General features: G+C 69.7%; 22 protein-coding genes and 1 tRNA gene. 18 read left to right on the top strand and 5 right to left on the bottom strand.

Annotation, left to right across the window (positions count from 1 at the left end; all coding sequences use genetic code 11):
• Nucleotides 1-14: 14 nt before the first annotated feature.
• A complete protein-coding gene (gdhA, locus tag ACQUSX_RS05365) occupies nucleotides 15-1382 on the bottom strand; it encodes an NADP-specific glutamate dehydrogenase (RefSeq protein ID WP_428905925.1) in 1368 nt (455 codons plus the stop codon).
• 129 nt (nucleotides 1383-1511) lie between these two features.
• On the bottom strand, nucleotides 1512-4172 hold the full coding sequence (locus ACQUSX_RS05360) for a phosphoenolpyruvate carboxylase (RefSeq protein ID WP_428929979.1): 2661 nt from the start codon (nucleotides 4170-4172) through the stop codon (nucleotides 1512-1514).
• 73 nt (nucleotides 4173-4245) lie between these two features.
• Between ACQUSX_RS05360 and ACQUSX_RS05355 the strand changes: the two genes are divergently transcribed.
• From ACQUSX_RS05355 to ACQUSX_RS05345, 3 genes are all read left to right on the top strand, one after another.
• Nucleotides 4246-5415, top strand: a complete 1170-nt coding sequence (locus ACQUSX_RS05355) for a Na+/H+ antiporter NhaA (protein ID WP_428905923.1) — start codon at nucleotides 4246-4248, stop codon at nucleotides 5413-5415.
• Complete coding sequence (locus ACQUSX_RS05350; RefSeq protein ID WP_428905922.1) at nucleotides 5415-6074, top strand: MazG family protein; 660 nt, start codon at nucleotides 5415-5417, stop codon at nucleotides 6072-6074. The genes ACQUSX_RS05355 and ACQUSX_RS05350 overlap by 1 nt, the downstream gene beginning before the upstream one ends.
• Nucleotides 6075-6241: 167 nt before the next feature.
• Nucleotides 6242-7507, top strand: a complete 1266-nt coding sequence (locus tag ACQUSX_RS05345) for a histidine--tRNA ligase (RefSeq protein ID WP_428907595.1) — start codon at nucleotides 6242-6244, stop codon at nucleotides 7505-7507.
• 99 nt (nucleotides 7508-7606) lie between these two features.
• Here the strand turns inward: ACQUSX_RS05345 and ACQUSX_RS05340 are convergent, their stop codons facing one another.
• Together ACQUSX_RS05340 and ACQUSX_RS05335 are read right to left on the bottom strand one after the other, a co-directional pair.
• The gene (locus ACQUSX_RS05340) at nucleotides 7607-8836 is read right to left on the bottom strand and encodes an APC family permease (RefSeq protein WP_428905921.1); all 1230 of its coding nucleotides are present in this window, start codon (nucleotides 8834-8836) and stop codon (nucleotides 7607-7609) included.
• Nucleotides 8837-8874: 38 nt separating this feature from the next.
• On the bottom strand, nucleotides 8875-9348 hold the full coding sequence (locus tag ACQUSX_RS05335; RefSeq protein WP_428905920.1) for a DUF4442 domain-containing protein: 474 nt from the start codon (nucleotides 9346-9348) through the stop codon (nucleotides 8875-8877).
• A gap of 116 nt (nucleotides 9349-9464) precedes the next feature.
• Here ACQUSX_RS05335 and ACQUSX_RS05330 point away from each other — a divergent pair, with 116 nt between their 5' ends.
• The 13 genes from ACQUSX_RS05330 (at nucleotide 9465) to ACQUSX_RS05270 (ending at nucleotide 21474) form a co-directional block, all read left to right on the top strand.
• Complete coding sequence (locus ACQUSX_RS05330; RefSeq protein WP_428905919.1) at nucleotides 9465-9812, top strand: GntR family transcriptional regulator; 348 nt, start codon at nucleotides 9465-9467, stop codon at nucleotides 9810-9812.
• Nucleotides 9809-10858 carry an SdpI family protein gene (locus ACQUSX_RS05325; RefSeq protein WP_428905918.1) on the top strand — a complete coding sequence of 350 codons (1050 nt, stop codon included), beginning with the start codon at nucleotides 9809-9811 and terminating at the stop codon, nucleotides 10856-10858. The genes ACQUSX_RS05330 and ACQUSX_RS05325 overlap by 4 nt, the downstream gene beginning before the upstream one ends.
• A gap of 20 nt (nucleotides 10859-10878) precedes the next feature.
• Complete coding sequence (locus tag ACQUSX_RS05320) at nucleotides 10879-11823, top strand: CPBP family intramembrane glutamic endopeptidase (protein ID WP_428905917.1); 945 nt, start codon at nucleotides 10879-10881, stop codon at nucleotides 11821-11823.
• A gap of 31 nt (nucleotides 11824-11854) precedes the next feature.
• Entirely contained in the window at nucleotides 11855-12517 is a 663-nt protein-coding gene (locus ACQUSX_RS05315) for an O-methyltransferase (protein ID WP_428905916.1), read from the top strand.
• A gap of 105 nt (nucleotides 12518-12622) precedes the next feature.
• Complete coding sequence (gene eno, locus ACQUSX_RS05310; RefSeq protein ID WP_428905915.1) at nucleotides 12623-13903, top strand: phosphopyruvate hydratase; 1281 nt, start codon at nucleotides 12623-12625, stop codon at nucleotides 13901-13903.
• A gap of 34 nt (nucleotides 13904-13937) precedes the next feature.
• The gene (locus ACQUSX_RS05305; protein ID WP_428905914.1) at nucleotides 13938-14480 is read left to right on the top strand and encodes an FtsB family cell division protein; all 543 of its coding nucleotides are present in this window, start codon (nucleotides 13938-13940) and stop codon (nucleotides 14478-14480) included.
• A gap of 55 nt (nucleotides 14481-14535) precedes the next feature.
• Nucleotides 14536-15069: a DUF501 domain-containing protein gene (locus ACQUSX_RS05300; protein ID WP_428905913.1), complete on the top strand. Its 534-nt coding sequence runs from the start codon at nucleotides 14536-14538 to the stop codon at nucleotides 15067-15069.
• 11 nt (nucleotides 15070-15080) lie between these two features.
• The gene (locus ACQUSX_RS05295) at nucleotides 15081-16418 is read left to right on the top strand and encodes a S8 family peptidase (protein ID WP_428905912.1); all 1338 of its coding nucleotides are present in this window, start codon (nucleotides 15081-15083) and stop codon (nucleotides 16416-16418) included.
• 20 nt (nucleotides 16419-16438) lie between these two features.
• Nucleotides 16439-17959, top strand: coding sequence for an NAD(P)/FAD-dependent oxidoreductase (locus ACQUSX_RS05290; protein WP_428905911.1), 1521 nt, complete (start codon nucleotides 16439-16441; stop codon nucleotides 17957-17959).
• A gap of 84 nt (nucleotides 17960-18043) precedes the next feature.
• Nucleotides 18044-18116: transfer RNA gene (locus ACQUSX_RS05285), tRNA-Leu, on the top strand.
• Between the two features lie 153 nt (nucleotides 18117-18269).
• Nucleotides 18270-19529, top strand: a complete 1260-nt coding sequence (locus ACQUSX_RS05280) for a type III PLP-dependent enzyme domain-containing protein (protein ID WP_428905910.1) — start codon at nucleotides 18270-18272, stop codon at nucleotides 19527-19529.
• Nucleotides 19526-20839, top strand: coding sequence for a D-arabinono-1,4-lactone oxidase (locus tag ACQUSX_RS05275; RefSeq protein WP_428905909.1), 1314 nt, complete (start codon nucleotides 19526-19528; stop codon nucleotides 20837-20839). Before ACQUSX_RS05280 ends, ACQUSX_RS05275 begins: the two co-directional genes overlap by 4 nt.
• A gap of 68 nt (nucleotides 20840-20907) precedes the next feature.
• On the top strand, nucleotides 20908-21474 hold the full coding sequence (locus ACQUSX_RS05270; protein WP_428905908.1) for a LemA family protein: 567 nt from the start codon (nucleotides 20908-20910) through the stop codon (nucleotides 21472-21474).
• Between the two features lie 46 nt (nucleotides 21475-21520).
• Here ACQUSX_RS05270 and ACQUSX_RS05265 read toward each other — a convergent pair whose 3' ends face one another.
• Complete coding sequence (locus ACQUSX_RS05265) at nucleotides 21521-22819, bottom strand: winged helix-turn-helix domain-containing protein (RefSeq protein WP_428905907.1); 1299 nt, start codon at nucleotides 22817-22819, stop codon at nucleotides 21521-21523.
• 69 nt (nucleotides 22820-22888) lie between these two features.
• Between ACQUSX_RS05265 and ACQUSX_RS05260 the strand changes: the two genes are divergently transcribed.
• Nucleotides 22889-24085 (top strand): AI-2E family transporter, encoded by a 1197-nt coding sequence (locus ACQUSX_RS05260; RefSeq protein WP_428905906.1) that lies wholly within the window; start codon nucleotides 22889-22891, stop codon nucleotides 24083-24085.
• Nucleotides 24082-25311 carry a threonine ammonia-lyase gene (gene ilvA, locus ACQUSX_RS05255; protein ID WP_428905905.1) on the top strand — a complete coding sequence of 410 codons (1230 nt, stop codon included), beginning with the start codon at nucleotides 24082-24084 and terminating at the stop codon, nucleotides 25309-25311. Before ACQUSX_RS05260 ends, ilvA begins: the two co-directional genes overlap by 4 nt.
• The last annotated feature ends 32 nt before the right edge of the window (nucleotides 25312-25343 follow it).

The following is a 25343-nucleotide window of genomic DNA, read 5'->3' as shown; positions in this document are numbered from 1 at the left end:
GGAACCGATTCAGATCAGATGACGCCCTGTGCGAGCATCGCGTCAGCCACGCGCTCGAAGCCGACGATGTTGGCGCCCGCGACGTAGTCGCCCGGGGTGCCGTAGCGCTCTGCGGCGCGGAACGATGCGTCGTGGATGTCGGCCATGATGTCGCGCAGCTTCTGCTCGCTGTCTGCGAAGTTCCAGCGCTGACGCGCGGCGTTCTGGCTCATCTCCAGCGCCGAGGTGGCCACACCGCCGGCGTTCGCGGCCTTGCCGGGGGCGAAGAGCACCTCGGAGTCCTGGAACGCACCCACGGCCTCGGGAGTCGAGGGCATGTTCGCCCCTTCCGCGACGGCGCGCACGCCGTTCGCGATCAGCATCTGCGCAGACTCGAGGCTCAGCTCGTTCTGCGTCGCCGAGGGGATCGCGACGTCGACCGGGATCTCCCAGACGTTGCCGCCCTCGACGAAGCGCGCTCCGGGGCGGCGGTTCGCGTACTCGACGATGCGGCCGCGCTCGACCTCCTTGATCTGGCGCAGCAGACTGAGGTCGATGCCGGCGTCGTCGACGATGTACCCGGAGGAGTCGGATGCCGTGACGGCGCGCGCACCGAGCTGGGTGGCCTTCTCGATCGCGTAGATGGCGACGTTGCCCGAGCCGGAGACGGCGACGCGCTTGCCCTCGAGGCTCTCGCCGTGCACCGCGAGCATCTCCTGCACGAAGAAGACGGCGCCGTAGCCGGTCGCCTCGGTGCGCACCTGCGCGCCGCCCCAGCCGATGCCCTTGCCGGTGAGGATGCCCGATTCGTGACGGTTCGTGATCTTGCGGTACATGCCGAACATGTAGCCGATCTCGCGGCCGCCGACGCCGATGTCACCGGCGGGGACGTCGGTGTGCTCGCCGATGTGGCGGTACAGCTCGTTCATGAACGACTGGCAGAAGCGCATCACCTCGGCTTCGCTCTTGCCGTGCGGGTCGAAGTTCGATCCGCCCTTGCCTCCGCCGATGCCCTGTCCGGTGAGCGCGTTCTTGAAGATCTGCTCGAAGCCGAGGAACTTGATGATCGAGATGTTCACCGAGGGGTGGAAGCGCAGTCCGCCCTTGTACGGGCCGAGCGCCGAGTTGTACTGCACGCGGTAGCCGCGGTTGACCTGCAGCTTTCCGGAGTCGTCGATCCACGGCACACGGAAGATGATCTGGCGCTCCGGCTCGACCAGACGCTCGAGCACGCCGTTGTCCATGTACTCCGAGTGGCGCTCGAGCACGGGTCCGATCGAGTGCAGCACTTCGTGCACTGCCTGGTGGTACTCCGGCTCATTCGGGTTGAGCGAGACGACCGCGTCGAACACGGGCTGTGCGGTGACGCTGAGCGGATGGAAGGTGGCAGTGGTATCGGTCACGCGGGGAAGCTTTCTGGAAGTGGGCATGGTGATGCGATCGTGTCGCGAGATGCTTCGCCGGATCAGGCAGGAGACTTCACTTTAGCGTGCGAGTTCCTGAACAAAACACGGTGAGTCGGTCGGATGCCGTCAGCCGGTGTTCTGCAGGCCTGCGGCCACACCGCTGACGGAGAGCAGCAGCAGACGCTGCACGTCGGGGTCCGCCGCTGGTGCCTGGGTGTCCGAGCGCAGGGTCCGCAGAGCGCGCAGCTGCAGCAGCGAGAGGGCGTCGACGTACGGAGTGCGCAGCTGCACCGCGCGCTGCAGGATCGGCTTGTTCTCGAGGAGGTTCTCGCCACCGGTGAGGCGGATGACCCAGTCGCGGGTCAGACGCAGCTCGTCGAGGACGATCTCGGCCAGGTCGTCGCGGTCGCCGAGCGAGAGGTACTCGCGGGCGATGCGCTCGTCGGTCTTGGCCAGGCTCATCGCGACGTTGTCCACCATCGTGTGCAGCAGCGGCCATTCGCGGTACGCGGCGGTGAGCGCCTGCTCGTCGCCGACGGCCTCGAGCGCCGAACCGAGCCCGAACCAGCCGGCGAGGTTGATGCGGGCCTGCGTCCACGCGAACACCCATGGGATCGCGCGCAGGTCTTCCAGCGACTCCACGGACAGGCCGCGGCGCGCGGGGCGGGAGCCGAGCGCGAGCAGCCCGATCTCCTCCATCGGGGTGACAGTCGCGAACCACGGTGCGAAGCCGTCGGCGCCGACGAGCGAGAAGAACCGCTCGCGGGATGCCACATCCATCACGCTCGCGATGTCGGCGAACCGCTCGGCGGCGCCGCTGGTGCGCTGCTCGACGGTGGGCGAGGAGGCCAGCAGGGTGGCTGCGGCGACCTGGTCGATGTGCCGCATCGCGATCGCGGGCTCGCCGTAGCGGGCGAAGATGACCTCGCCCTGCTCGGTGAGCTTGAACCGGCCGTCGACCGAGTGCGGCGGCTGCGCGAGGATCGCCGAGTTGGCGGGACCGCCGCCGCGACCGAGGGCGCCGCCCCGACCGTGGAAGAGAGTGAGTCGGATGCCCGATTCCACCGCCCACTGCGCGATGTCGCGCTGCGCCTCGTATAGGGCGAGGTTCGCCGCGACCGGACCGACGTCCTTGGACGAGTCGGAGTAGCCGAGCATGACCTCCAGGCGGTTGCCGGTGGCCTCCAGACGGGCGCGGAACTCGGGGTGCTGCACGACCTCGGCGAGGATGCCGGGGGCCGCCTGCAGGTCGGCGAAGGTCTCGAAGAGGGGCACGACGTCGAGCACAGGGGCGTCGTCACCGAGTGCGTACCGGGCGAGGCGGCGCACGGCGATGAGGTCATCGGCCGAGCGCGTGAACGAGACGACGTAGCGACCGGCCGCGCGCAGTCCGTAGCGGCGCTGGATGTCGGCGACCGCGCGGAACACCTCGAGCACCTCCTGCGTCCGCTCGCTGAGCTCCGCGCCGGCGTCGAGCTCGGCCAGCGCCTCGGCATGCACCTGGGAGTGCTGGCGCACCTCGAGTTCGGTGAGGTGGAAGCCGTAGGTCTCCACCTGCCAGATCAGGTGCTGCAGACCGCCGAACGCGTGGCGGCGCGCACCGGCATCCGCCAGGGAGCCCTGCACGGCGCGCAGGTCGGCGAGCAGCTGCTCCGGAGCGGTGTACGCCCCCTCCTCCTCTGTGCGCGTGGCGTGCACCCGGTGCACGATCGCGAGCATGGTGCGGCGGTGGGGCTCGTCTGGCGAGCGCTTGGCGATCTCGGCGGCGAGCTGCGGATGCTGCTGTGCGAAGCCCTCCCAGATGGCGGTGACGCCGGCGCTCGGGGGAGTGTCGTCGGCGTCGAGGGTGAGCGTGCGTCCGATGCGCTCGATGGCGCGCTCGAGTCCTCGCAGCACGTGCTCGGCGGCGATGTCGGCCGCCTCGCGGGTGACCGAGGCGGTGACGAACGGATTGCCGTCGCGGTCACCGCCGACCCACGAGCCGATGCGCACGAACGCGGGCACGACCGGGGTGCTGGTGCCTGACTCGTCGCCCCGAAGCGCGTCGTCGATGCGGCGGTACACGTGCGGGACGGTGGTGAACAGCGTCTCGTCGAACACGCCCATGACCGTGCGCACCTCGTCGGTGGGGGTGGGCTTCTCGGCCCGCAGCGGGGCGGTGCGCCACAGCGTGTCGATCTCTTCCAGCATCCGACGCACGGCACGGCGCGCCTCGGCCCCGTCGGGGCTGGCGAGGTCGTGCTGCTCGAGCAGCTCGGACAGACGACGGATGCTGCCGGACACGGCCCGACGGCGCGCCTCGGTCGGGTGGGCGGTGAAGACGGGGTGGAAGCGCAGGTCTGCCAGACGTTCGCGAGCAGCATCCTCACCGATCTCCTCGCGCAGCTTCGCGAAGGCGGTCGCGACGGTGTCGGCAGCGTCCTCCCGGCCGGGCTGCCCGGCGCGCTCTCGCAGCACGCGCACGCGCTGGTGCTCCTCGGCGAGGTTCACCAGGTGGAAGTAGCAGGTGAAGGCGCGGGCGACCTCGTCGGCGCGCTCGATCGTGAACGAGTCGGCGATGGAGGCGGCGCGCTCGAAGGCCTCGCGACTGTCGGCATCCGATGCCTGAATCGTCGCGAGTCGCAGACGTTCGACGTCCTCGTACAGTCCGGGCGTTCCGGACTCCCGCAGCACCTGACCGAGCAGCCCGCCGAGCATGCGGACGTCGGCGCGCATCGCTTCGGGAATGCCGTTCGATGCCTCGAACCGGGTGATAACGCGAATGGCTTCGGTGTTCGTGGGCTCCATGGACATTCTTCGAGCGTATCCCCGTGGCGAGAGCCTCCCGTGCCACGTGACGGGCACCCATACGATGGAGGGGATGCGCATCTCGGACAATCCCCTCCGCGGCCAGCAGTTCCCCGCGGCACTCCTTCTCATCGCGGCAGGCCTGGGTCTGCTGCTGGCGAATCTGCCCACTCACGATGCGATCGCGGCCGTTCTCGACGCGCACATCGCCGTGCCGGGCACGACCCTCGACCTGTCCGTCGCGCACTGGGTCTCCGACGGACTTCTCGCCATCTTCTTCCTCGTCGTCGCCATCGAGCTGCGCCACGAGCTGACCCACGGTGAGCTCGACTCACCGCGCAAGGCTGTGCAGCCTGCGATCGCCGCAGCCGGTGGTGTGCTCGTCCCGATCGCGGTCTACCTGCTCATCGCGGGCGCGGATCCCCTGACGGCCGGTGGCTGGCCGATCCCGACCGCGACCGACATCGCCTTCGCGCTCGGCGTGCTCGCCATGTTCGGCAAGGGGCTGCCGCCGGCGGTGCGGGTGTTCCTGCTCGCGCTCGCCATCCTCGACGACATCATCGGCATCATCTTCATCGCGGTGCTGTTCGCACACGACATGGACTGGCTGATGTTCGCGCTCGCCGCAGCAGGGGTCGTCGTCTTCGCGCTGCTGAGCAGGGTCGTGGCGAAGAACGGCTCCGCCGGGGTCGGCGTGCTCATGGGCGTGATCGGCGTCCTCACCTGGGGGCTGATGGCGGCATCCGGCATCCACGCGACCATCGCCGGCGTGCTGCTGGGACTGTTCATGTCGCCCGCACCGGCCGAGAAGGTTCGCCACGGCCTGGAACCGGCCGTCAACGGCGTCATCCTGCCGGTTTTCGCGTTCGTCGCGGCGTTCGTCGTCATCCCGCAGGTGGCTCCGAGCCAGCTGTCGCCGGCGTTCTGGGCCATTCTCATCGCGCTGCCGGTCGGCAAGATCATCGGCATCGGCCTGTTCGGCTGGATCGCCATGCGCATCCGGCCGAAGGGAGCAGTGCCGGCGATCGTGTTCCCGGACCTGCTCGCCGCGGGAGCGCTCGGCGGCATCGGGTTCACGGTGTCGCTGCTGCTGGCGAACCTCGCCTTCGCCGGCGACAAGCTGCTGCGCGACGAGGCGATTCTCGGTGTGCTCGGCGGCTCGCTGATCGCCCTCGTGCTGTCGGGCATCGTCGTGTCGATGCGCGCGCGGCACTACCGGGCGCTTGAGAAGACCGCCTCCTGATGGACCCCCTCGAGCTCGAGGATCCGCTGCGCGCCGCCGCCGAGACCATGCGACGCGTGCGGACGGAGTGCCCATGGTCGCAGCGCATCACGCATCGTGACCTGGTGCCGTACCTGATCGAGGAGGCGCACGAGGTCATCGACGCCGTCGAGAGCGGATCGCCGGAAGAGCTGCGCGAAGAACTGGGCGATCTGCTCTGGCAGGTGCTGTTCCACGCGGCGATCGCCGCCGAGGCCGGCGAGTTCGACGTCGATGAGGTCGCACGCGGCCTGACCGAGAAGATGGTGCGCCGGCATCCGCACGTGTTCGGCGACGCGGTGGCGACGACACCGGAAGAGGTGCTCGTGCACTGGAACGCTGCGAAGGCGGCCGAGAAGCGCGAGCGGCGCAGCGTGCTCGACGGCGTGCCCCGCGGGATGCCCGCGCTTGCCCTCGCGCAGAAACTGCTCGGGCGCAGCGCCCGCGTCGTGGGGGACTCCCCGGTCGTTGACCGAGCCGAAGGCCAGACGAAACGCCCGGCATCCGAGTCCGACCTCGGCGACGCGCTGCTCACTCTCGTCGCGCATGCCCGCGCCAACGGCTGGGATGCCGAGCGCGCGCTGCGCGAGCGGATCCGCGCGCTCGAGGCCGAGGTGCGCGCCGCCGAATCCGGCGCCTGAGCCGCGTCCACCTCGCCGTCCCGCCCCGGCCGCTGCTGTGGCGGGGAGCCAGATGTCGGTCATGGGTCACCTTTGGCCAGCATTTGGCTCCCCGCTTGGGGCGGGAGCGGGCGGTCGTGCCGACCTGGAAAGATGGATGCGTGGCAAACGTGAACCCGCCGCGCGGAATGCGCGATTTCCTCCCCGCCGACAAGGCCCGTCGTGAGCGCGTGCTCGCCGTCATCCGCGAGCGCTACCGCGCGCACGGCTTCGACGAGATCGAGACTCCCGTCGTCGAGGAGCACGGTCGGCTGCATGCCGGAATGGGTGGCGACAACGAGAAGCTGTCGTACAGCATCCTCCGCCGCGGACTGGATGCCGACGGCATCCGCGCCGCCGCCGACGACCCCGCCGCTCTCAGCGACCTCGGTCTGCGCTACGACCTGACCGTCCCGCTTGCGCGCTTCTACGCCACCAACCGGGGGCAGCTGCCCGCGGTGTTCCGGGCGATCCAGATCGGGCCGGTGTGGCGCGCCGAGCGACCGCAGAAGGGACGCTACCGCCAGTTCGTGCAGTGCGACATCGACATCATGGGCGATGACTCCGCGCGCGCGGAGGCCGAGCTGATCGTCGCCTCACTCGACACGATCGACGCCCTCGGACTCGAGGGCGGCAGCGTCCGCGTGAACGATCGACGGGCGCTGGAGTGGATGCTTGATGCATTCGGCTTCACTGAGGAAGAGCGCCCTGGCGTGCTCATCACGATCGACAAGCTCGACAAGATCGGACCCTCGGGCGTCGCGGCAGAGCTGCGCGGTCGGAGCGTCACGCCGAGTGCGGTGGACGCCTTCGAGGCATTCCTGAACCGTCCGCAGACGCTGGAGTACAACCCATACGGCGAGCGGCAGATCCGCAAGGCGCTTCCCGAGGGCGCGCCGGACGACATCGTCGCGCACCTCGTCTCGCTGGGCGAGGCGGTCGTGGCCGCCCGACCGGATGCCGGTGACCCGCCGCTCGTCTACGACCCCTTCCTCGTGCGGGGCATGGGGTATTACACGGGCACGATCTTCGAGCTCGCGCACCCCTCGGTCGACTACTCGCTCGGCGGCGGCGGCCGCTACGACGGCATGATCGGCCGCTTCCTCGGCCAGCAGGTGCCGGCCGTCGGCTTCTCGATCGGCTTCGAGCGCATCGTCGACCTGGTCGCCGAGGTCGAGGCCGAGGCGGCACAGGCGGTCGTGCTCGTGCACGACGCCGACGTCCCGGTGGCCGAGCTCATCGCACACAAGACGGCGCTGCTGCGTGACGGGGGCGCGGCGCGCGTGCGCCTGGAGCGCCGGGCGAAGAACATGAAGGCGCTGCTGGAGCGCGCGACCGCCGACGGCTACACCGGTTTCGCGAGTGTGCGCGCCGGAGACCGCGTCGGTGGTCTCGAGGTCAAGCCGCTGTCCTGACTGTTCCGGTTCTGCTGCACTTTCCTGCAACTGCGGCATCGATCGATGGCGCAGTTGCAGGCGGCGCGGTTGCTCGGAGTGCGGATGCCGGGGTGCCGCCTAACGGCGCGCGACGCGCAGGCGCAGCATCCGATACCAGACGCCGAGCAGGACCACGCCCGTACCGATCAGCGAGGCCAGCAGCGGCAGGGTGTTCACCAGCAGCAGGCATCCGAGTGCGCCGACGACCTGCAGGAAGCGCGGGTAGCGGCGGACGTCGCCGCGCTGGCGGAACGCCGCCGCGTTGGCGATCAGGTAGTACAGCAGCACGCCGAACGACGAGAACCCGATCGCTCCGCGCAGATCGGCGACCAGCACGATCCCGATGACGATCACGCCGACCGTGATCTCGGCCCGCTGCGGAACGCGCCAGCGGCCGTCGATGACAGCGAGCCAGCGCGGCAGGTCGGATTCCCTCGCCATCGCGAGCGTGGTGCGCCCGATGCCGGTGAGCAGCGCGAGCAGCGCGCCGAGCGACGCGGTGGCCGCGGCGACCCGCACGACGGGGCCCGCCCAGTTCCAGCCCGCCGCGGTGACGACATCGACGACCGGATGGGCGCTGCCGATGGCATCCGATCCCAGCGTCAGCATGACGGCCAGCGCGACCAGCACGTAGACGACGACCGCGCCGCCGAGCGCCAGAACGATGGCGCGAGGGATGCTGCGCGCCGGATCGAGCACCTCTTCGCCCAAGGTCGCGATGCGCGCGTAGCCGGCGAACGCGAAGAAGAGCAGCCCCGCGCCCTGGAGGATGCCGTAAGCGGTGGCATCCGGCAGGGGAGCGGGAGTCGCAGTCTGCGCCGCGCCGAATCCCGCGGCCACAACGATCGCCAAGCCGAGCAGCGACAGCACCACGAGTATGCGCGTGAGCAGCGCCGTGCGGGTGACCCCGAAGCAGTTCACGGCCGCCAGCGCCGCAACCGCCGCGACGGCGATCGGGGTGCGCCACGACTCGGGTGCCGCGTAGGCGGCGAAGGTCATCGCCATCGCGGCGCAGCTGGCGATCTTGCCGATGACGAAGCACCATCCTGCGATGAACCCGGACCACGGTCCGATCTCGGCGCGTGCGTACGCGAAGGTGCCGCCGGCGACCGGATGGACGGCCGCGAGCTGCGCCGACGAGGTCGCGTTGCAGAACGCGACGACGGCGGCGACGGCCAGCGCGATGAGGATGCCCGACCCTGCCACGCCGAGAGCCGGCGCCCACACGGCGAAGACTCCGGCGCCGACCATCGAGCCCAGGCCGATGGCCACGGCATCGACGAGAGTCAGTCGGCGGGCGAGCGGCATCCGCTCATCATGGCATCGGATCGTGAACGGGCGGTGTCCTACCCCTCGCGCGCCTGCGTCACCCTCCGCTTCTCGCGCACGTAGACCTCGCGGCGCACGCGCGCGACGGTGTCTCCGTCGGCATCGGTGATCTCGGTCTCGAACCACTGCAGCACTTTGGCGCCGCCGCGGGCGCGCTCGCGCAGATCCTGCGCCTGCTCCGGCGACACGTGGAAGTGCGCGGTCAGCACCCCGCGGCCCGGTTTGATGAACTCGATCTCGCCGCGCGTGTCCCAGACGACGTAGTCGCGGCCGAGCTGATGCATCACCAGCATGAAGTAGTAGGGGTCGGTCATCGCCGACATCGATCCGCCGAACGCGGTCTTGACGTAATTGCGGGTGATCGGATTCACGTGCAGCTCGACGGTGGCGTGCGTCCAGTCGTCCGCGAAGCGGCGGATGCGGATGCCGCTGCACAGGTTCGGGATCCAGAGGCTCATGCCGATGGCGAGGCGACGAGGTGTGATGCGCATGCCGCCAGTCTGGCGGCCGGGATCGGGCTCTCCGCATCGACTGGTGGCCGTCGACAATTGATCTAGTTGTACTAGATGATCTAGTGCGACTAGAATAATTGCGCAAGGAGGTGACCATGCTCATCCGCATCGATCCAGACAGCACCAGGCCGCTGTTCGAGCAGATCGCCGCGTCGGTCCGCGGTGACGTGCTCGCCGGGCGGCTGCGTCCCGGCGACCGGCTGCCCGCGGCGCGAGAGCTCGCCGATGCCGCCGACGTGAACGTCCACACGGCGCTGCGCGCCTACCAGGAGCTGCGCGACGAAGGTCTGATCGACCTGCGCCGGGGGCGTGGCGCGGTGGTGTCCGCATCCGCCGCTCCGCTGGCCGCCCTCGCCGACGACATCGCCGCGCTCGTGCGCCGCGGCTCCGAACTCGGGGTGACTCCCGCCTCCATCGCCGCCCTCATCAAGGAGATGACATGAACGACCGCGCCCCCTTCCGCGCCCAGGCCTCCGAGCAGTCCGTCACGGCTGTCGCCGACGGCGACCTGCGGCGAGCCCGCCGTGGGCTGATCGTCGTCGGTCTCGTCCTCCCGGTCGTCGCGACCGCGATCGTCGTGACGCTGATCGCTGTGTGGATGCCCGAGCTGCCCGATCCCGCGGCGACGCACTGGGGAGTCGGCGGTGTCGACGGCTTCGGGCCCGCGGCCACGTACCTGTGGCTTGCGATCGGTGTCGGGCTCGGGCTGCCGCTGCTGATGGTCATCAGCGTCCTGTCGATGGCGAGGCAGCAGTGGGGCGCGACCGCGCGGTTCCTCGGTGCGATGTCGCTGGGTCTGTCGGGCTTCAGCGCCGTGATCAACGCCGGCTCCGTCGCCGTGCAGCGCGGATTGGAGGATGCCGCGCAGGCCGGGCCGATCTGGCCGGTGATGGTCGGCGCGTTCTGCGCCCTGCTGGTGCTGTCGGCCGCCGGCTGGATGCTTCAGCCCGACGTGCATCCGACACCCTCCGCGCCTCTCAAGCCGGCGCACCTCGCATCCATCTCAGCGGGGGAGCGCGTGGTCTGGATGGGCACAGCGTCGATGTCGCGTGGGGGCATCATCGTGCTCGCCATCGCCGGAGTGCTGCTGGTCGGAACGGTGGCGCTGATGATCTTCCAGGCACCGGGAATGGTGTGGATTCCCCTGCTCGTGCTGGTCGTGGTCGGCCTCGCGATGGCTGCGACGATGTCGTTCCGCGTGCGCGCCGCGGCCGACGGGCTCACCGTCCGCTCCCAGCTCGGGTTCCCGCGCATCCACGTGCCGCTCGACGAGATGGCTGCCGTCCGCGCCATCACCTGCCACCCGTTCGCCGAATTCGGCGGTTTCGGCTGGCGCATGGGTCTCGACGGCCGCACCGGGATCGTGCTGCGCACGGGCGCCGCGATCGAGATCGAGCGGCGGGGCAAGGGTGCGCTCGTCGTCACCGTGGACGGTGCCGAGGTCGGCGTCGCGACACTGCGGGCGTACCTCGACCGGAAGAGCGCGTGAGAAGAATGGATGCTGCGAACATGACGACACACGAAAGTACTGAGACGTCGGCCCCCGTCATCCCGCTCCGGGCGATCATCGCCTTCATCGTGCTGGCCATGGGACTCGCCTGGGCTCTCGCTCTGCCGCTGTGGCTCGGCGACGGGCTGGCGACGCCGCTCGCCGTGCTGCTGCTGCCCGTGCTGATGTACACCCCCGCCGTGGCGCTGCTGATCGTGCTGTTCGGGATGCGGCCGATCCCGAAGGGTCAGCGACTGCGCTTCCTCGGAATGTGGCCCCTGCGACCGGCCAAGCAGGTCGTCTGGCTGTGCGTGATCGGCCTGTTCGGCTCGGTCGCTGTGATCGTGGCAGCCATGCTCCTGTCTGTGGCCCTCGGGTGGCTGAGTGCCGACTTCGTCGGCCTGTCCGGCTTTCAGCAGCAGGTGAGCGCGAGCCTGCCGGCCGGCGCGCCGGTGCCGTCGCCGTGGCTGCTCGTGGGTATCCAGCTCGCAATGGTCCCGGTCGCGGCGGCGACGGTCAACGCCGTCGCGGCCTTCGGCGAGGAGGTCGGCTGGCGCGGCTTCCTCGTGCCCGCTCTGCGTCGCTACGGCACGTGGCCCGCGCTGCTGATCAGCGGAGCGATCTGGGGACTGTGGCACTCGCCGATCATCCTGCTCGGCTACAACTTCGGCCGCACCGACATCACCGGGGTGCTGCTGATGACGGGCGGATGCGTCGTGTGGGGCGTACTGCTCGGCTGGCTGCGTCTGCGCAGCGCCTCCATGTGGCCGGCGGTGTTCGCGCACGGGGCGATCAACGCCTCCATCGGCCTGCCGACGCTGTTCATCGCCGCGGGGGCGACGTTCGATCCGGCGCTGGCATATGCGCTCGGCGTCTCGGGATGGATCGTCGGTGTCGTCGTGATCGCCGTGCTGCTGGTGACGGGACAGTTCCGCCGTCAGCCGGAGCTCGCCCTGAGGTCTTGACCGTCCGCGGTGCGCGCGGTTGGCTGAGAGTATGGCCGAATCCACACCGCAGAACTGGCGTGCCGCCGACGACTACCTCGCCCGCACGCTCGTCGGGCGCGATCCCGCCCTCGAGGCAGCCCTCGCCGCGCAGCAGGAGGCGGGGATGCCCGAGATCGAGGTCGCTCCTGTCGCGGGCAAGCTGCTCAGCCTGCTGGTGCGCATCAGCGGTGCCAAGCGCGTGCTCGAGATCGGCACGCTCGGCGGGTACTCCACGATCTGGATGGCCAGGGCCGTCGGGGTCGACGGACGCGTGACCACGATCGAGGCCGAGGCAGGCAACGCCGCAGTGGCCCGCGCGAGCATCGATGCGGCAGGGGTGGGCGAGCGCGTCGACATCCGCATCGGCCGTGCGGCTGACGTGCTGCCCACTCTCGTCGGCGGGTTCGACCTGGTCTTCATCGACGCCGACAAGGAGTCCAACACGGTCTACCTCGACTGGGCGGCGAAGCTCGGGCATCCCGGCACGGTCATCGTGCTCGACAACATCGGTCGCAGCGGCGACATCATCGACGCAGACAGCACCGATTCGATGGTCGTCGGCACCAGGGATGCGCTTCGGATGCTGGGGGAGGACCCCCGCTTCGACGCCACCGCGCTGCAGACCGTGGGCATGAAGGGCTGGGACGGATTCGCGCTCGCGACGGTCATCTGAGCCGGACGCCGTTTCGCGGAAACCCGCGAAACCGCGCAGGTTAGACTGGGCCGCGGATCGACGTCGCTCCAGACACCCTTTCCTCTCTGACCAAGGAGCACACCTGTGGCACTAATCGAGGCAGTAGGCGCACGCGAGATTCTCGACTCGCGCGGAAACCCGACCGTCGAGGTGGAGGTGCTCCTCGACGACGGAATCGTGCAGCGCGCCGCCGTCCCGTCCGGCGCGTCCACCGGCGCGTTCGAGGCGTACGAGCTGCGCGACGGCGACAAGGGCCGGTACGGCGGCAAGGGTGTTCTGAAGGCCGTCGAGGCGGTCCTCGATGAGCTGGGTCCCGCCATCGAGGGCGTCGAGGCCAGCGAGCAGCGCATCGTCGACGAGATCCTCAACGAGGTCGACGGCACCGACAACAAGAAGCGCGTCGGCGCCAACGCCATCCTCGGCGTCAGCCTGGCGGTCGCCAAGGCCGCAGCGGACTCGGCTGACCTGCCGCTGTACCGCTACCTGGGCGGACCGAACGCGCACCTGCTGCCCGTCCCGCTGTTCAACGTCATCAACGGCGGCGAGCACGCAGACAACGGCATCGACATGCAGGAGTTCTTCCTCGCCCCGATCGGCGCCGACACCTACTCGGAGTCGCTGCGCTGGGGCGTCGAGACCTACCACGTGCTGCGCAGCGAGCTCAAGGCCGCCGGCTACGCCACGGGGCTCGGCGACGAGGGCGGTTTCGCGCCCGACCTGCCCAGCAACCGCGAGGGCCTCGAGTTCCTCATCAAGGCCATCGAGAAGGCCGGTTTCACCCCGGGCAAGGACATCGCTCTCGGCCTCGACGTCGCCGCCACCGAGTTCTTCAGCGACGGCGTCTACCGCCTCGACAACAAGGACTGGAACGGCCCCGAGCTGATCGAGTACTACCAGGGTCTGGTCGACGACTTCCCGATCGTCACCATCGAGGACGCGCTCGCCGAGGACGACTGGGACAACTGGAAGCTCCTCACGGAGGCACTCGGCAGCAAGGTGCAGCTGGTCGGCGACGACCTGTTCGTCACCAACCCCGAGCGCCTCGCCGACGGCATCCACCGCGGTGTCGCCAACTCGCTGCTGGTGAAGGTGAACCAGATCGGCACGCTCACCGAGACCTTCGACGCCGTCAGCCTCGCACAGCGCTCGGGCTACACCGCGATGCTCTCGCACCGCTCCGGTGAGACCGAGGACACCACGATCGCCGATCTCGCCGTCGCGACCAACGCCGGCCAGATCAAGACCGGTGCGCCCGCCCGCAGCGAGCGCGTCGCGAAGTACAATCAGCTTCTGCGCATCGAGGAGGACCTGGGCGATGCCGCAGTCTTCGCGGGCGCTTCGGCCTTCCCGCGTTTCAAGGGCTGATGAGCTGAACTGACATACACGAAGGAGGGGGAGCATGGCACGACGACCGGCTCCCCCTTCGCCGTTCCCGGAGCGCGGCGACAGCGCCGGCGCTCGCGGTGAGACCGCTCGCCGGGGCGGCGGCGGGGCACCGTCGCGGGGCGTCGATGTGCGGGAGTGGGCCAGTGGCATCCGACTCTCGGCATTCGCCGCGATCATGCTCTCGCTCGTGATCCTGGGAACCTGGGTGCTGGTGCCGACGATCGGCACCTACCTCGGGCAACGCCAGAAGATCGACGCGCTCGAGCACTCCGTCCAGGTGACGAAGGAGCAGATCCAGGAGCTGCAGCGCGAGCGCGCACGCTGGGACGACCCGGCCTACATCACGACCCAGGCGCGCGAGCGCCTCTACTACGTGAAGCCCGGCGAGGTGCCGTACCTCATCGACTTCGATCTCGACCCCGCCGACCTGCCGCCGGAGCAGGAGGAGGTCAGCGACGAGCTGCAGGAGCGTCCCTCCGAGTGGATGCCTCAGCTGCTGCGCAGCATCACGTCCGCCGGGCTCGCGAAGACGGCCGTCGAAGCGCCGGCGAGGTGATCGGCACGCGGCCGCACTGAGTCCGCGCACAGCCTCGCTCCCGTAATCTGGGCAGGTGACGACACCTCCCTTCGATACGCCCACCGCCGCAGAGATCGACGTGGTCTCCGGCCAGCTCGGTCGCCCCGCCCGCGGTGTGCTGGGCATCGCCGCTCGCTGCGTCTGCGGCAATCCGACGGTCGTCGCCACGGCTCCGCGTCTGGATGACGGCACCCCGTTCCCGACGCTGTACTACCTCACCCACCCGGCCGCCACGGCCGCAATGTCGACCCTCGAGGCCACCCAGGTGATGCCTGAGCTGACGCAGCTGCTCGCCGAGGACGCCGACGTCGCAGCGGGCTACCTCCGCGCCCACGAGGCGTACCTCGCGGATCGCGCGCAGTTCGGCGACGTCCCCGAGATCGACGGCATCTCCGCCGGCGGCATGCCCACGCGTGTGAAATGCCTGCACGCCCTCGCCGGGCACGCGCTGGCCGCGGGGCCCGGCGTGAACCCGATCGGCGACGCGGCTCTGGAGCGCTCGAGCTGGTCGCCGGCGAAGTGCGCGTGCGTCGATCCCGGTGCGGCTCTCGGGAGCGCGGCGGGATGAATCGTCGTCGGATGCTGTCGGGCGTCGCCGTGACCACGGCGATGGCGGCATCCGTGATCCTCGGCGCAGCGCCGGCAGCGGCTGTGACCGTCCCGCTCACGCGCGCTGCGACCGAGACCGCGAAACCGGAGCCGCTGCCGATCCCCGACGACCCCACGGACCCGATCCGCGCGCAGGAGTACTGGCTGGACGGCGCGAAGGTGCGCGACGCGTGGCGGGTGACGCGCGGCGAGGGCGTGACGATCGCGGTCATCGACACGGGCATCGGCAAGCCGCCCGGCGTGTTCGATCGCGCCGTGACGGACGGCATCGACGTGTCCGGTGCGGGCAGCCCGGACGGGCGGACGCCGGTGGGCACGCTCGACCCCAATCACGGCACGCGCGTCGCGTCCTTGGCTGCGGGGCGCGGCAACGCCGACGGCACCGGGATGATCGGAGTGGCGCCCGCGGCGAAGCTGCTCTCGGTCTCGCTCGGCTTCGGCGCATCCGCGACGGTGCCGTTCAGTGAGCAGGTCGCCAAGGGCATGAAGTGGGCCGTCGACAAGGGCGCCGATGTCATCAACCTCTCCTTCACGACGAACACCCTCGACTGGGACCAGAGCTGGGACGACGCGTTCCTGTACGCCTTCGAGCACGACGTGGTGGTTGTGGTCGCAGCGGGAAACCGCGGCAGCGGGACCTCGATCGTCGGTGCGCCGGCCACGATTCCCGGAGTGCTCACGGTCGGGGGAGTGGACCCGACCGGCGTCGCCAGTCGCGGCGCCTCGACGCAGGGCATCACCATCGGCATCTCCGCGCCGAGCGAGTCGCTGCTCGGCTACTCGGCGAGCGGACAGCTGGTGCAGTGGGATGGCACGAGCGGCGCGGCTCCGATCGTCGCCGGCGCGGCGGCGCTCGTGCGCGCCGCACACCCCGAGCTGGATGCCGCGAACGTGATCAACCGGATCATCAAGACCGCGGTCCCGGTCCCTGAGATGAGCAGCGCGCCGGATCCGCTCTACGGCTACGGTCTGCTCGACGTGGGGGCCGCCGTGACGGCATCCGTCCCCGCGGTCAAGGAGAACCCGATGGGCGACCTCAAGGAGTGGGTCCGGGTGTACCGACGCGCTGACTCCCCGGTGCAGCCCACCCCTGGGCCGAGCGCAGAGCCGGTCACGGTGTCGCCTCTTCCCGCGGCCGAGCCTCCGACCGAACCCGGCTCCCCGCTGCTGCCGACGTCGGAATCGCTGCTGTACGGTACCCTGCCGCTTCTGGCGGTCACAGTGCCTGGTATCCTTGTAGCGCTTGGCGTCACCGCAGCTGCCCGGCGCATCCGATTGGAGCGCGGTCGACGCACTCCCACACCCTGACGACGAGGAGTTGTCCCCCTGTGCCTCAGAACAGCACTGCACCCCGCATTCTGATTGTCGGTGGAGGCTACGCAGGTTTCTACACCGCATGGAAGCTCGAGAAGCACCTTCGCAAGGGTGAAGCTGATGTGACGATGGTGGATCCGCTGCCGTACATGACGTACCAGCCGTTCCTGCCCGAGGTCGCGGCCGGCTCCATCGAGCCCCGCCACGCAGTGGTCGCGCACCGTCGGCACCTCAAGCGCACGAACGTCATCACCGCGAAGATCACCGGCATCGATCACGCACGCAAGGTCGCCACGATCACCCCGCCGGTCGGAGAGCCGTACGAGTTCGCATACGACCAGATCGTCGTCACCGCGGGCGCCGTCTCGCGCACCTTCCCGATCCCCGGCATCGCCGACAACGCGATCGGGCTCAAGACCATCGAAGAGGCCGTTGCCGTCCGCGATCGCCTGATCTCGAACTTCGACAAGGCGGCCTCCGTGCCGGCCGGTCCCGAGCGCGACCGCCTGCTGACGGTCGTCGTGGTCGGCGGCGGCTTCGCCGGCATCGAGGCGTTCGCCGAGCTGCGCTCGCTCGCCTCGTCGCTCGTGTCGAAGTACCCGCAGCTGACCTTCGAGGACACGCACTTCCACCTCATCGAGGCCATGGGTCGCATCATGCCCGAGGTCTCGCTGAAGACCAGCGAGTGGGTGCTGAAGGACCTTGCCAAGCGCGGCGCGAACGTCCACCTCGACACCCAGGTCACCGGTGCGGTCGGCGGCGACGTCGAGCTCTCCACCGGCGAGGTCATCCCGACCGACCTGATCGTCTGGACCGCCGGTGTCATGGCGAACCCGACCGTCGTGCGCGGCGGCGACCTGCCCGTCGAGGAGCGCGGTCGCATTCAGACCCGCGCCGACCTGCGCGTGGGCACCGCCGACGAGTTCGTCGAGGGCGCCTGGGCCGCCGGTGACGTCTCGGCCGTGCCCGACCTGTCCGGTGGCGGGGTCGGCGGCTACTGCGTGCCGAACGCCCAGCACGCTGTGCGTCAGGCGAAGCTGCTCGCGAAGAACCTCGTCGCCGTGCTGCGCGGTGAGGGCACCAAGGAGTACTTCCACAAGAACCTCGGCGCCGTCGCCGGACTCGGCCTCTACAACGGCGTCTTCCAGTCCGGCAAGCTCGCTCTGAAGGGCTTCGTCGCCTGGGTGGCCCACCGTGGCTACCACGGCCTCGCGATGCCCACGTGGGAGCGCAAGTGGCGCGTCCTGTGGGGCTGGTGGAACAACCTGTGGCTCGGCCGCGACATCGTCAACCTCGAGACCGTGCAGCAGCCCCGTGCCGCGTTCGAGGAGTTCGCCGCGCGTCCGCGTCCGGCTGCCGCCGTGGCTCCCGCGGCGCCCGCCGCTGCGGCGAAGGCCGAGCCGGCGAAGGCCGAGACGAAGTCGGATGCTGTGAAGCCTGCCGCGAAGGCCGACGCCGCCAAGCCCACCGCGAAGGCTCCCGCCAAGGCGAAGGCACCCGTGACGAAGAAGGAGTCGGTCAAGACCGACGCCTGATCGCTGACTGCCGACAGAACCCGTGCGATGATCGTGCGGGTTCTGTCGCGTCCGGGCATTGCGACGTCGGTAGGCTGACCCGAGGCCCCTATAGCCCAACGGCAGAGGCAGGCGACTTAAAATCGCTTCAGTCTGGGTTCGAATCCCAGTGGGGGCACGCAGTGACGCCACTGGGTGAGACCCAGACTCGGGCCCACGCCGGCGGAGGCTCCGCGCGACGCGCAGCGGCGTATGGAGGGCCGGTGGGGCGGGTTCGAATCCCAGTGGGGGCACGCAGTGACGCGCGAAGCCGAGCAAGTAGGGTGGAGTCGTGCTCGACCTCACTGCTGACCAGAGCCCGAAGGCCGATGTGGGCTCGGATTCCCCTTCACGTGCCGACGCCTGGCACTCTCCGGAGCGCTATTGGACGTCCCTTACCGAGGCCACCGCGCATCTGCCCGCGCCCCTGGCTGTCATCGAGCGCGACGCGCTGCGTCACAACGCGATGGATCTGCTGGTGCGCTCGGGTGGCATCCCGATCCGCGTGGCGACGAAGTCGGTGCGCGTGCGCGCGGTGCTGGACGCTGTGCTCGCGATTCCCGGATACCGGGGCATCCTCGCATTCACCCTCGCCGAGGCGCTGTGGCTGGCCGAGGACCACGACGACATCGTGCTCGGCTATCCCACCGTCGATCGCGCAGGTCTGACCGCGCTGCTCGCCGATGAAAACCTGGCCTCGCGCATCACGCTCATGATCGACGACCTCGCGCACCTCGACCTCATCGACTCGCTCGCGGCGCCCGGCTCTCGTCCCGAGATCCGCGTCGCGATCGACGTCGACGCCTCACTGCGCTCGGCAGCGCTGGGACACATCGGCGTGCGACGCTCATCGCTCTACACGGCGGCGGACGTGGCGGGCTTCGCGCGCCAGGTCGTACGCCGCCCCGGCTTTCGGCTTGTGGGCCTGCAGATGTACGAAGCCCAGATCGCCGGTCAGGGGGATGCCGCCGGCGCCGATGCGCCGGTCATCCGCATGGTTCAGGCGCGATCTCGCGACGAGCTGCGCCGTCGACGCGCAGAGATCGCGGATGCCATGTTCGACATCGCCCCGCTCGAGTTCCTCAACGGCGGAGGCACCGGCTCGCTGGAGTTCACCGGCAGCGATGAGTCGCTCACCGAGGCCACCGCGGGCAGCGGGCTGCTCGCAGGCCACCTTTTCGACGGCTACCGGTCCTTCACCCCGGCCCCGGCCACCGCATTCGCCTTCGACGTGGTGCGCAAGCCCGAGCCCGACATCGCCACCGTGCTCGGCGGCGGATGGATCGCCTCCGGCCCCGCCGTGGCATCCCGTCAGCCCGCGCCGGTGTGGCCACCGAGACTGCACGCGCTGCCGCGCGAGGCGGCCGGCGAGGTGCAGACGCCGTTGCGAGGCGATGCCGCTCGTGATCTCGGGGTCGGCGACCGCGTCTGGTTCCGCCACGCGAAGAGCGGCGAGCCCGCCGAACGGATCGACAGCTATCACCTCGTCGTCGACGGCACAGTCGTCGATGAGCTGCCCACGTACCGAGGCGAAGGAAGGGCCTTCCTATGACACGACCGGGTGGGACCTGGCAGAACTGGGGACGCTCGGCCGCGGTGCGACCTGTCCGCGTCGAGCGTCCGCGCTCACCGGAGGGCGTGCAGCGGGCCGTCAAGGCCGCCGCCGCGCAGGGGCTGACGGTGAAGGCGGTCGGCGCCGGACACAGTTTCACGGGGATCGCCGTCGCGCCCGGCGTGCTGCTCGAGCTCGACGATCTTCAGGGACTCGTCTCCGCGGATGCCGAGACAGGGCTGGTCACGCTGCTCGGCGGCACCCGGCTGCATCGCATCCCCGGCCTGCTGCGCCCGCACGGCCTGGCCATGGAGAACCTCGGCGACATCGACCGCCAGTCGATCAGCGGCGCGATCTCGACCGGCACCCATGGCACAGGCGCAGGCTTCGGCGGCATCGCGACGCAGGTCCGCGGGCTGACCCTGATCACGGCCGACGGCGAGTTCCTGCGCATCGACGAGACCCACAACAGCGAGATGCTGCCGGGCGCCGCGCTCGGTCTGGGCGCGCTCGGGATCATCGTCGAGGTCACGCTGCAGTGCGTGCCCGCGTTCATCCTGCACGCCGTCGACGAGCCTGCGCCGCTGGACGAGGTGCTCGACACTGTGCATGAGCGCGCACGGGCATCCGATCATTTCGAGTTCTACTGGTTCCCGCACACCGAGGTGGCGCTCACCAAGCGGCAGACGCGTCTGCCCGAGTCGACGCGGCGCAGACCGCTGCCGCCCGTGGGCCGGTGGGTCGACGAGACGCTGCTGTCGAACGGCGTGTATCGCGCGGTGTGCGCCGCGTCGGTGGCGGCCCCCGCCGTCACCCCGCCATTCAACCGGCTCGCCGTGCGGTTGACCGGCGACCGCGAGTACACCGACCGGTCGCACACCGTGCTGACGCAGAGGCGCACCGTGCGCTTCCGCGAGAGCGAGTACGCGATCCCCGCCGAGCACGTGGTGCCGGCCTTCCGTGAGCTGCAGGCGCTGATCATCGAGCGGGGCTGGTCGATCGAGTTCCCCGTCGAGGTCCGCTTCGCGGCATCCGACGACATCTGGCTCTCGACCGCATCCGGACGCGACAGCGCCTACATCGCTGTGCACCGCTACTGGCGCAGGGACCCGCGGAAGTACTTCGACGCGTTCGAGCAGATCATGCTGCGGCACGGCGGACGCCCGCACTGGGGCAAGCTGCACGGACTGGCGGCCGAGCAGCTGCGCGAGCGCTATCCCAGGTTCGACGACTTCGCGGCGCTGCGCGACCGACTCGATCCGGAACGACTCTTCGGGAACCGGCACCTGGAGCGCGTCCTCGGGGTGTGAAACCGCCGTCCAGCCGTTGCGCAGAGATGGCGACATAGGATGGTTCTCGATCCAAGAGGGGGCTCCGCATGGAATGGCTCTGGCCGGTACTGATCGTCGTCGGCGTGCTGGTGCTCGTCGGCATCTATCTGTGGTCGACGTACAACTCGCTGGTGCAGCTGAACGTGCGCGTCGATGAGGCGTGGAGCGGCATCACCGTGCAGCTGAAGCGCCGAGCCGACCTCATCCCGAATCTCATCGAGACCGTGCGCGGCTACGCCGCCCACGAGAAGGCGGTCTTCGAGGGCGTCACGCGCGCTCGCGCAGAGACGCTCTCGGCCACCGGTCCCGCCGAGGCGGGAGTTGCGGAAGGGCACCTGCAGCAGGCGCTTCGCAGCCTGTTCGCAGTGGCGGAGGCCTATCCGCAGCTGCAGGCGAGCCAGAACTACCTGCAGCTGCAGCACTCGCTGGTCGACACCGAGGACAAGATCCAGGCGGCACGCCGTTTCTACAACGGCGGCGTCCGCGAACTCAACACCAAGATCAAGGTGTTCCCCAACAACATGTTCGCCCGCGGACTCGGCTTCACCGAGCGCGAGTTCTTCGAGGTTGCCGATGACGGCGCCATCTCGGAGCCGCCACGCGTGCAGTTCTGACACGAGAAGGCTCAATGCGACGCAGGAGCGTTGAGCCTTCTGCGTGTCAGGGTTGAGCGAGCGCGCGAGTCGAAACCTCTACCGTGCTCTCGCGGTCGTGCAGGTGGCGGTCGACCGTCGTCTCGTGTCCGTGCAGCGCGTGCGCGACAGCATCCGACGCATCACCCCATCCGGACACGCTGATGCGCCCCAGGCCCTGCCAGCGCGCTGCGCGCACGAGCTCCTCGGCGATGCGAGGGGCGTCGCGCTGCGCGACCGCATGCGGCTCCCACCAGGCCGACTGAACCAGCAGGGCGGATGCCCGCCGATCGGCCTTCAGATCGACGCGCGCCACGACGCGATCGCCGACCAGCACCGGCAGCGAGTAGTACCCGTAGCGGCGCTTCGCCGCGGGGACGTAGATCTCGATCCGGTAGTCGAAGTCGAATACGCGCAGCGCGCGGTCGCGGAACCATACCACCGGGTCGAACGGGGTCAGCAGGGCAGCGCGGTCGATCCGGCGGGGGAGCGCGGCCTCGTGATGGCGCCATGCCGGGGTGCTCTTGCCGCCGCGCTCCCAGCCGCGCACCGTCACCGGCTCGAGTTCACCGGCATCCACCAGATCTGCGACGGCCGATCGCACCGCCCCTTGATCGCGAAGCCGGTAGTAGTCGTTGAGGTCGGCGACGGTCGACACCCCGTATGAGCGCGCTGCGCGCCGCACGAGCTCGCGGACCGCGTCCTGCTGCGATATCGACACGGCCAGCACCTCGGCGGGCACGACGTCCTCCGCCAGTCCGTAGCGGCGCTCGAACCCGATGCGCCCAGCGACCGCGACCTCGCCGGTCCGCCACAGCAGCTCCAGCGCCAGCTTCGCCTCGTCCCAGTCCCACCACGAGCCGCGATCACGCGGAGCGTCCTCGCGCAGGTCCGCCGGCCGCAGCGGTCCGCGATCACGCAGCTCGTCGCGCACCCAGTCAAGAGTCCGCGGTGTGACGTAGCCCCACCCACCAGGCGACGGTTCGCGGCGTCGCCACGCGTCCATCCGGAAGCGCCAGAGCGGCCAGTCGGCCACGGGCATGAAGGTCGCTTCATGCGCGAGGTACTCGACGTAGTGCGTCGTCCTCGAGACGAAGGTGCGATCCAGCATCGCGGGATCGTAGTCGCCGAGCCGCGAGAACATCGGCATGTAGTGCGAGCGCGCGAACACGTTCACCGAGTCGATCTGCAGAACGCCGAGGCGCTGCATGGCCCGGTGCAGATGCCGTGGCGCCACAGCATCCGGCATCCGCCTGGAGAACCCCTGCGCGGCGAGTGTCATCCGGCGAGCCTCGGCGGCGCTCAACGTCGGTGTCTTGGGAGCCATCCGGTCAGATTATCCGCCACCGCCGACATCGGGCATGGCCGCCTCCGCGTGCGTACGTAGAATTGCACAATGAGCGACAACCCCAAGCCGAGGTTCCGCAATCCTTTCCGCTACGACCCGCCGTCCACGCACCGCACGGTCCAGATCGAGACCGACGAAGCCGTGCCGAGGCCGCTCAGAGTGACCGCCGCCTACTCCTGGCGCCTGCTGGTGATCGCCGGTGCCGTGGCACTGTTCATCTGGCTGGTCATGCTGCTCAAGCTCCTGGTCATCCCGCTGATGGTCGGCATCCTCATCACCGCGCTGCTGTGGCCCGGATTCCAGCTCATGCTGCGCGGCCGCTTTCCGCGCTGGCTGGCGATCACGATCGCGATCGGCGGCACCCTCGGAGTCGTGACCGGGCTGTTCTGGCTGGTGATCTGGCAGATCCGCATGCAGCTTCCGGATGTGCAGGCAAAGACGCAGCTGGCGATCGAGCAGCTGCGCACCTTCCTGCTCGACGGACCGCTGCACCTCAGCGAGAAGCAGATCGACGGCTTCATCCAGCAGGGCCTCGACCTGCTGTCGGAGCAGGCCGCACTCCTGTGGAACGCGGCCGGAGCGGTCACGGGCACGGCAGCGCACATCGTCACCGGTGCGCTGCTGGCGCTGTTCATCCTGATCTGCCTGCTCGCCGACGGCGCCGGCATCTGGCGGTGGACGCTCAAGCTCTTCCCGCGCCGGGCGCGGCCCGCCGTCAACGCCGCCGCCAACAACGGCTGGGACACGGTCGTCAACTACGCCCGCACGCAGCTGTTCGTCGCGGCCATCGACGCGATCGGCATCGGCATCGGCGCCGCACTGCTCGGCGTGCCATTGGCCATCCCGGTGGCGGTGCTGGTCTTCCTCGGCTCGTTCATCCCCATCGTGGGTGCCGTGCTCACCGGAGCGGTCGCCGTGTTCCTGGCCCTTGTGTACAACGGACCGTGGATCGCGCTCGCCATGCTCGGTGTCGTGCTGCTGGTGCAGCAGGTCGAGGGTCACATCCTGCAGCCCATCATGATGGGGGCCGCGGTGAAGGTGCATCCGCTGGCCGTCGTGCTCGTCGTCGCCGGCGGTGCCATGATCGCAGGCATCCCCGGTGCTCTGTTCGCCGTGCCGCTGGCAGCCTTCATCAACGTCGCGGCAGTCACGATCAGCACCGGCGCCTGGCGGACGGGAGAAGAGCCGCACGCAGATCTCATCTGGAGCACAGTGCCGCGTGAGCGGCCGAGGAGGAATCGATGACCGCAGCCCCGACCCTGGCGGAGTTCCGCGCCGCAGCGAAGAGCCTCGCCGGTGTGATCTCGCACACGCCGACCGAGCTGTCGCGGGCGCTCGGCGATGTGCTGAACGCTCCGGTGCTGCTGAAGATGGAGAATCTGCAGCGCACCGGATCGTTCAAGATCCGCGGCGCGACCTACCGACTCGCGCAGCTGACCGACGATGAGCGCCGCCGCGGTGTCGTCGCGGCATCCGCCGGCAACCACGCCCAGGGCGTGGCGCTGGCCGCTCAGTCACTGGGCATCCCGGCGACGATCTTCATGCCGCTGGGCGTGCCGGTGCCGAAGCTGCTCGCCACCCGCGGTTACGGAGCCGAGGTGATCCTCGAGGGGGAGACCGTCGCGACCTCGCTGCGACTGGCCGCGGAGTTCGCCGAGCGCACCGGCGCCGTGCTGATCCACCCGTTCGACCATAGAGACATCGTGATCGGTCAGGGAACCCTCGGCCTCGAGGTCATCGAGGACGTCCCCGACGTCGACACGGTGATCATGGGCATCGGCGGCGGGGGACTGATCGCCGGCGTGGCCTCGGCCATCAAGCAGGCGGCCGCAGAGGCGGGCCGCACCGTCCGGGTGATCGGCGTGCAGGCCGAGAACGCCGCGGCGGTGCCGCCGTCGCTCGAAGCCGGGCATCCGGTCGAGATCCGCACTCAGCCCACCATCGCGGACGGCATTCTCGTCGCCCAGCCCGGGGACGTGCCCTTCGAGCTCATCCGCGACCTGGTCGACGAGGTCGTCACGGTCTCGGAGGACGATATCGCGCGAGCGCTGCTCGTGCTGCTCGAGCACGCCAAGGTCGTCGTCGAGCCTGCCGGTGCGGTCGGCGTCGCGGCGATCCTCGCCGGCAAGGTGCGATCGGCCGGGACCACCGTCCCGATCCTGTCGGGCGGGAACATCGACCCCATGCTGCTGCAGCGCGTCGTCGCGCACGGCCTGGCGGCCTCGGGCCGGTACGCCACCGTGCGCATCCCGCTGCCCGACCGCCCTGGTCAGCTGGCCAAGATCTCTGAGATCCTGGCCCAGGTCGGCGCAAACGTGATGGAGGTGCTGCACACCAGGCACGGGCACGGTCTGCAGATCAGCGACATGATCCTGCAGCTCTCGATCGAGACCCGTGGCCCCGAGCACACCCAGCTGGCACTCGACGAGCTCCGCGCATCCGGTTACGATCCGCAGGTCGTGCAGGACTGAGGCCAGCGTGCGGCACGCTGCGCCTCAGCACC

The organism is Microbacterium alcoholitolerans, from assembly GCF_050408615.1.
Lineage (GTDB): Bacteria > Actinomycetota > Actinomycetes > Actinomycetales > Microbacteriaceae > Microbacterium.
Note: the sequence above shows the minus strand (reverse complement) of the source record. Positions and strands in the feature narration are given on the sequence as shown.

What these genes read in the sequence shown, in the direction of transcription:
- ACQUSX_RS05360 (WP_428929979.1), bottom strand. Translation starts at nt 4,172, where the DNA reads ATGGAGCCCACGAACACCGAAGCCATTCGCGTTATCACCCGGTTCGAG.
- ACQUSX_RS05355 (WP_428905923.1), top strand. Translation starts at nt 4,246, where the DNA reads ATGCGCATCTCGGACAATCCCCTCCGCGGCCAGCAGTTCCCCGCGGCA.
- ACQUSX_RS05350 (WP_428905922.1), top strand. Translation starts at nt 5,415, where the DNA reads ATGGACCCCCTCGAGCTCGAGGATCCGCTGCGCGCCGCCGCCGAGACC.
- ACQUSX_RS05345 (WP_428907595.1), top strand. Translation starts at nt 6,242, where the DNA reads ATGCGCGATTTCCTCCCCGCCGACAAGGCCCGTCGTGAGCGCGTGCTC.
- ACQUSX_RS05340 (WP_428905921.1), bottom strand. Translation starts at nt 8,836, where the DNA reads ATGCCGCTCGCCCGCCGACTGACTCTCGTCGATGCCGTGGCCATCGGC.
- ACQUSX_RS05335 (WP_428905920.1), bottom strand. Translation starts at nt 9,348, where the DNA reads ATGCGCATCACACCTCGTCGCCTCGCCATCGGCATGAGCCTCTGGATC.
- ACQUSX_RS05330 (WP_428905919.1), top strand. Translation starts at nt 9,465, where the DNA reads ATGCTCATCCGCATCGATCCAGACAGCACCAGGCCGCTGTTCGAGCAG.
- ACQUSX_RS05325 (WP_428905918.1), top strand. Translation starts at nt 9,809, where the DNA reads ATGAACGACCGCGCCCCCTTCCGCGCCCAGGCCTCCGAGCAGTCCGTC.
- ACQUSX_RS05320 (WP_428905917.1), top strand. Translation starts at nt 10,879, where the DNA reads ATGACGACACACGAAAGTACTGAGACGTCGGCCCCCGTCATCCCGCTC.
- ACQUSX_RS05315 (WP_428905916.1), top strand. Translation starts at nt 11,855, where the DNA reads ATGGCCGAATCCACACCGCAGAACTGGCGTGCCGCCGACGACTACCTC.
- ACQUSX_RS05305 (WP_428905914.1), top strand. Translation starts at nt 13,938, where the DNA reads ATGGCACGACGACCGGCTCCCCCTTCGCCGTTCCCGGAGCGCGGCGAC.
- ACQUSX_RS05295 (WP_428905912.1), top strand. Translation starts at nt 15,081, where the DNA reads ATGCTGTCGGGCGTCGCCGTGACCACGGCGATGGCGGCATCCGTGATC.
- ACQUSX_RS05275 (WP_428905909.1), top strand. Translation starts at nt 19,526, where the DNA reads ATGACACGACCGGGTGGGACCTGGCAGAACTGGGGACGCTCGGCCGCG.
- ACQUSX_RS05270 (WP_428905908.1), top strand. Translation starts at nt 20,908, where the DNA reads ATGGAATGGCTCTGGCCGGTACTGATCGTCGTCGGCGTGCTGGTGCTC.
- ACQUSX_RS05265 (WP_428905907.1), bottom strand. Translation starts at nt 22,819, where the DNA reads ATGGCTCCCAAGACACCGACGTTGAGCGCCGCCGAGGCTCGCCGGATG.
- ACQUSX_RS05260 (WP_428905906.1), top strand. Translation starts at nt 22,889, where the DNA reads ATGAGCGACAACCCCAAGCCGAGGTTCCGCAATCCTTTCCGCTACGAC.
- ilvA (WP_428905905.1), top strand. Translation starts at nt 24,082, where the DNA reads ATGACCGCAGCCCCGACCCTGGCGGAGTTCCGCGCCGCAGCGAAGAGC.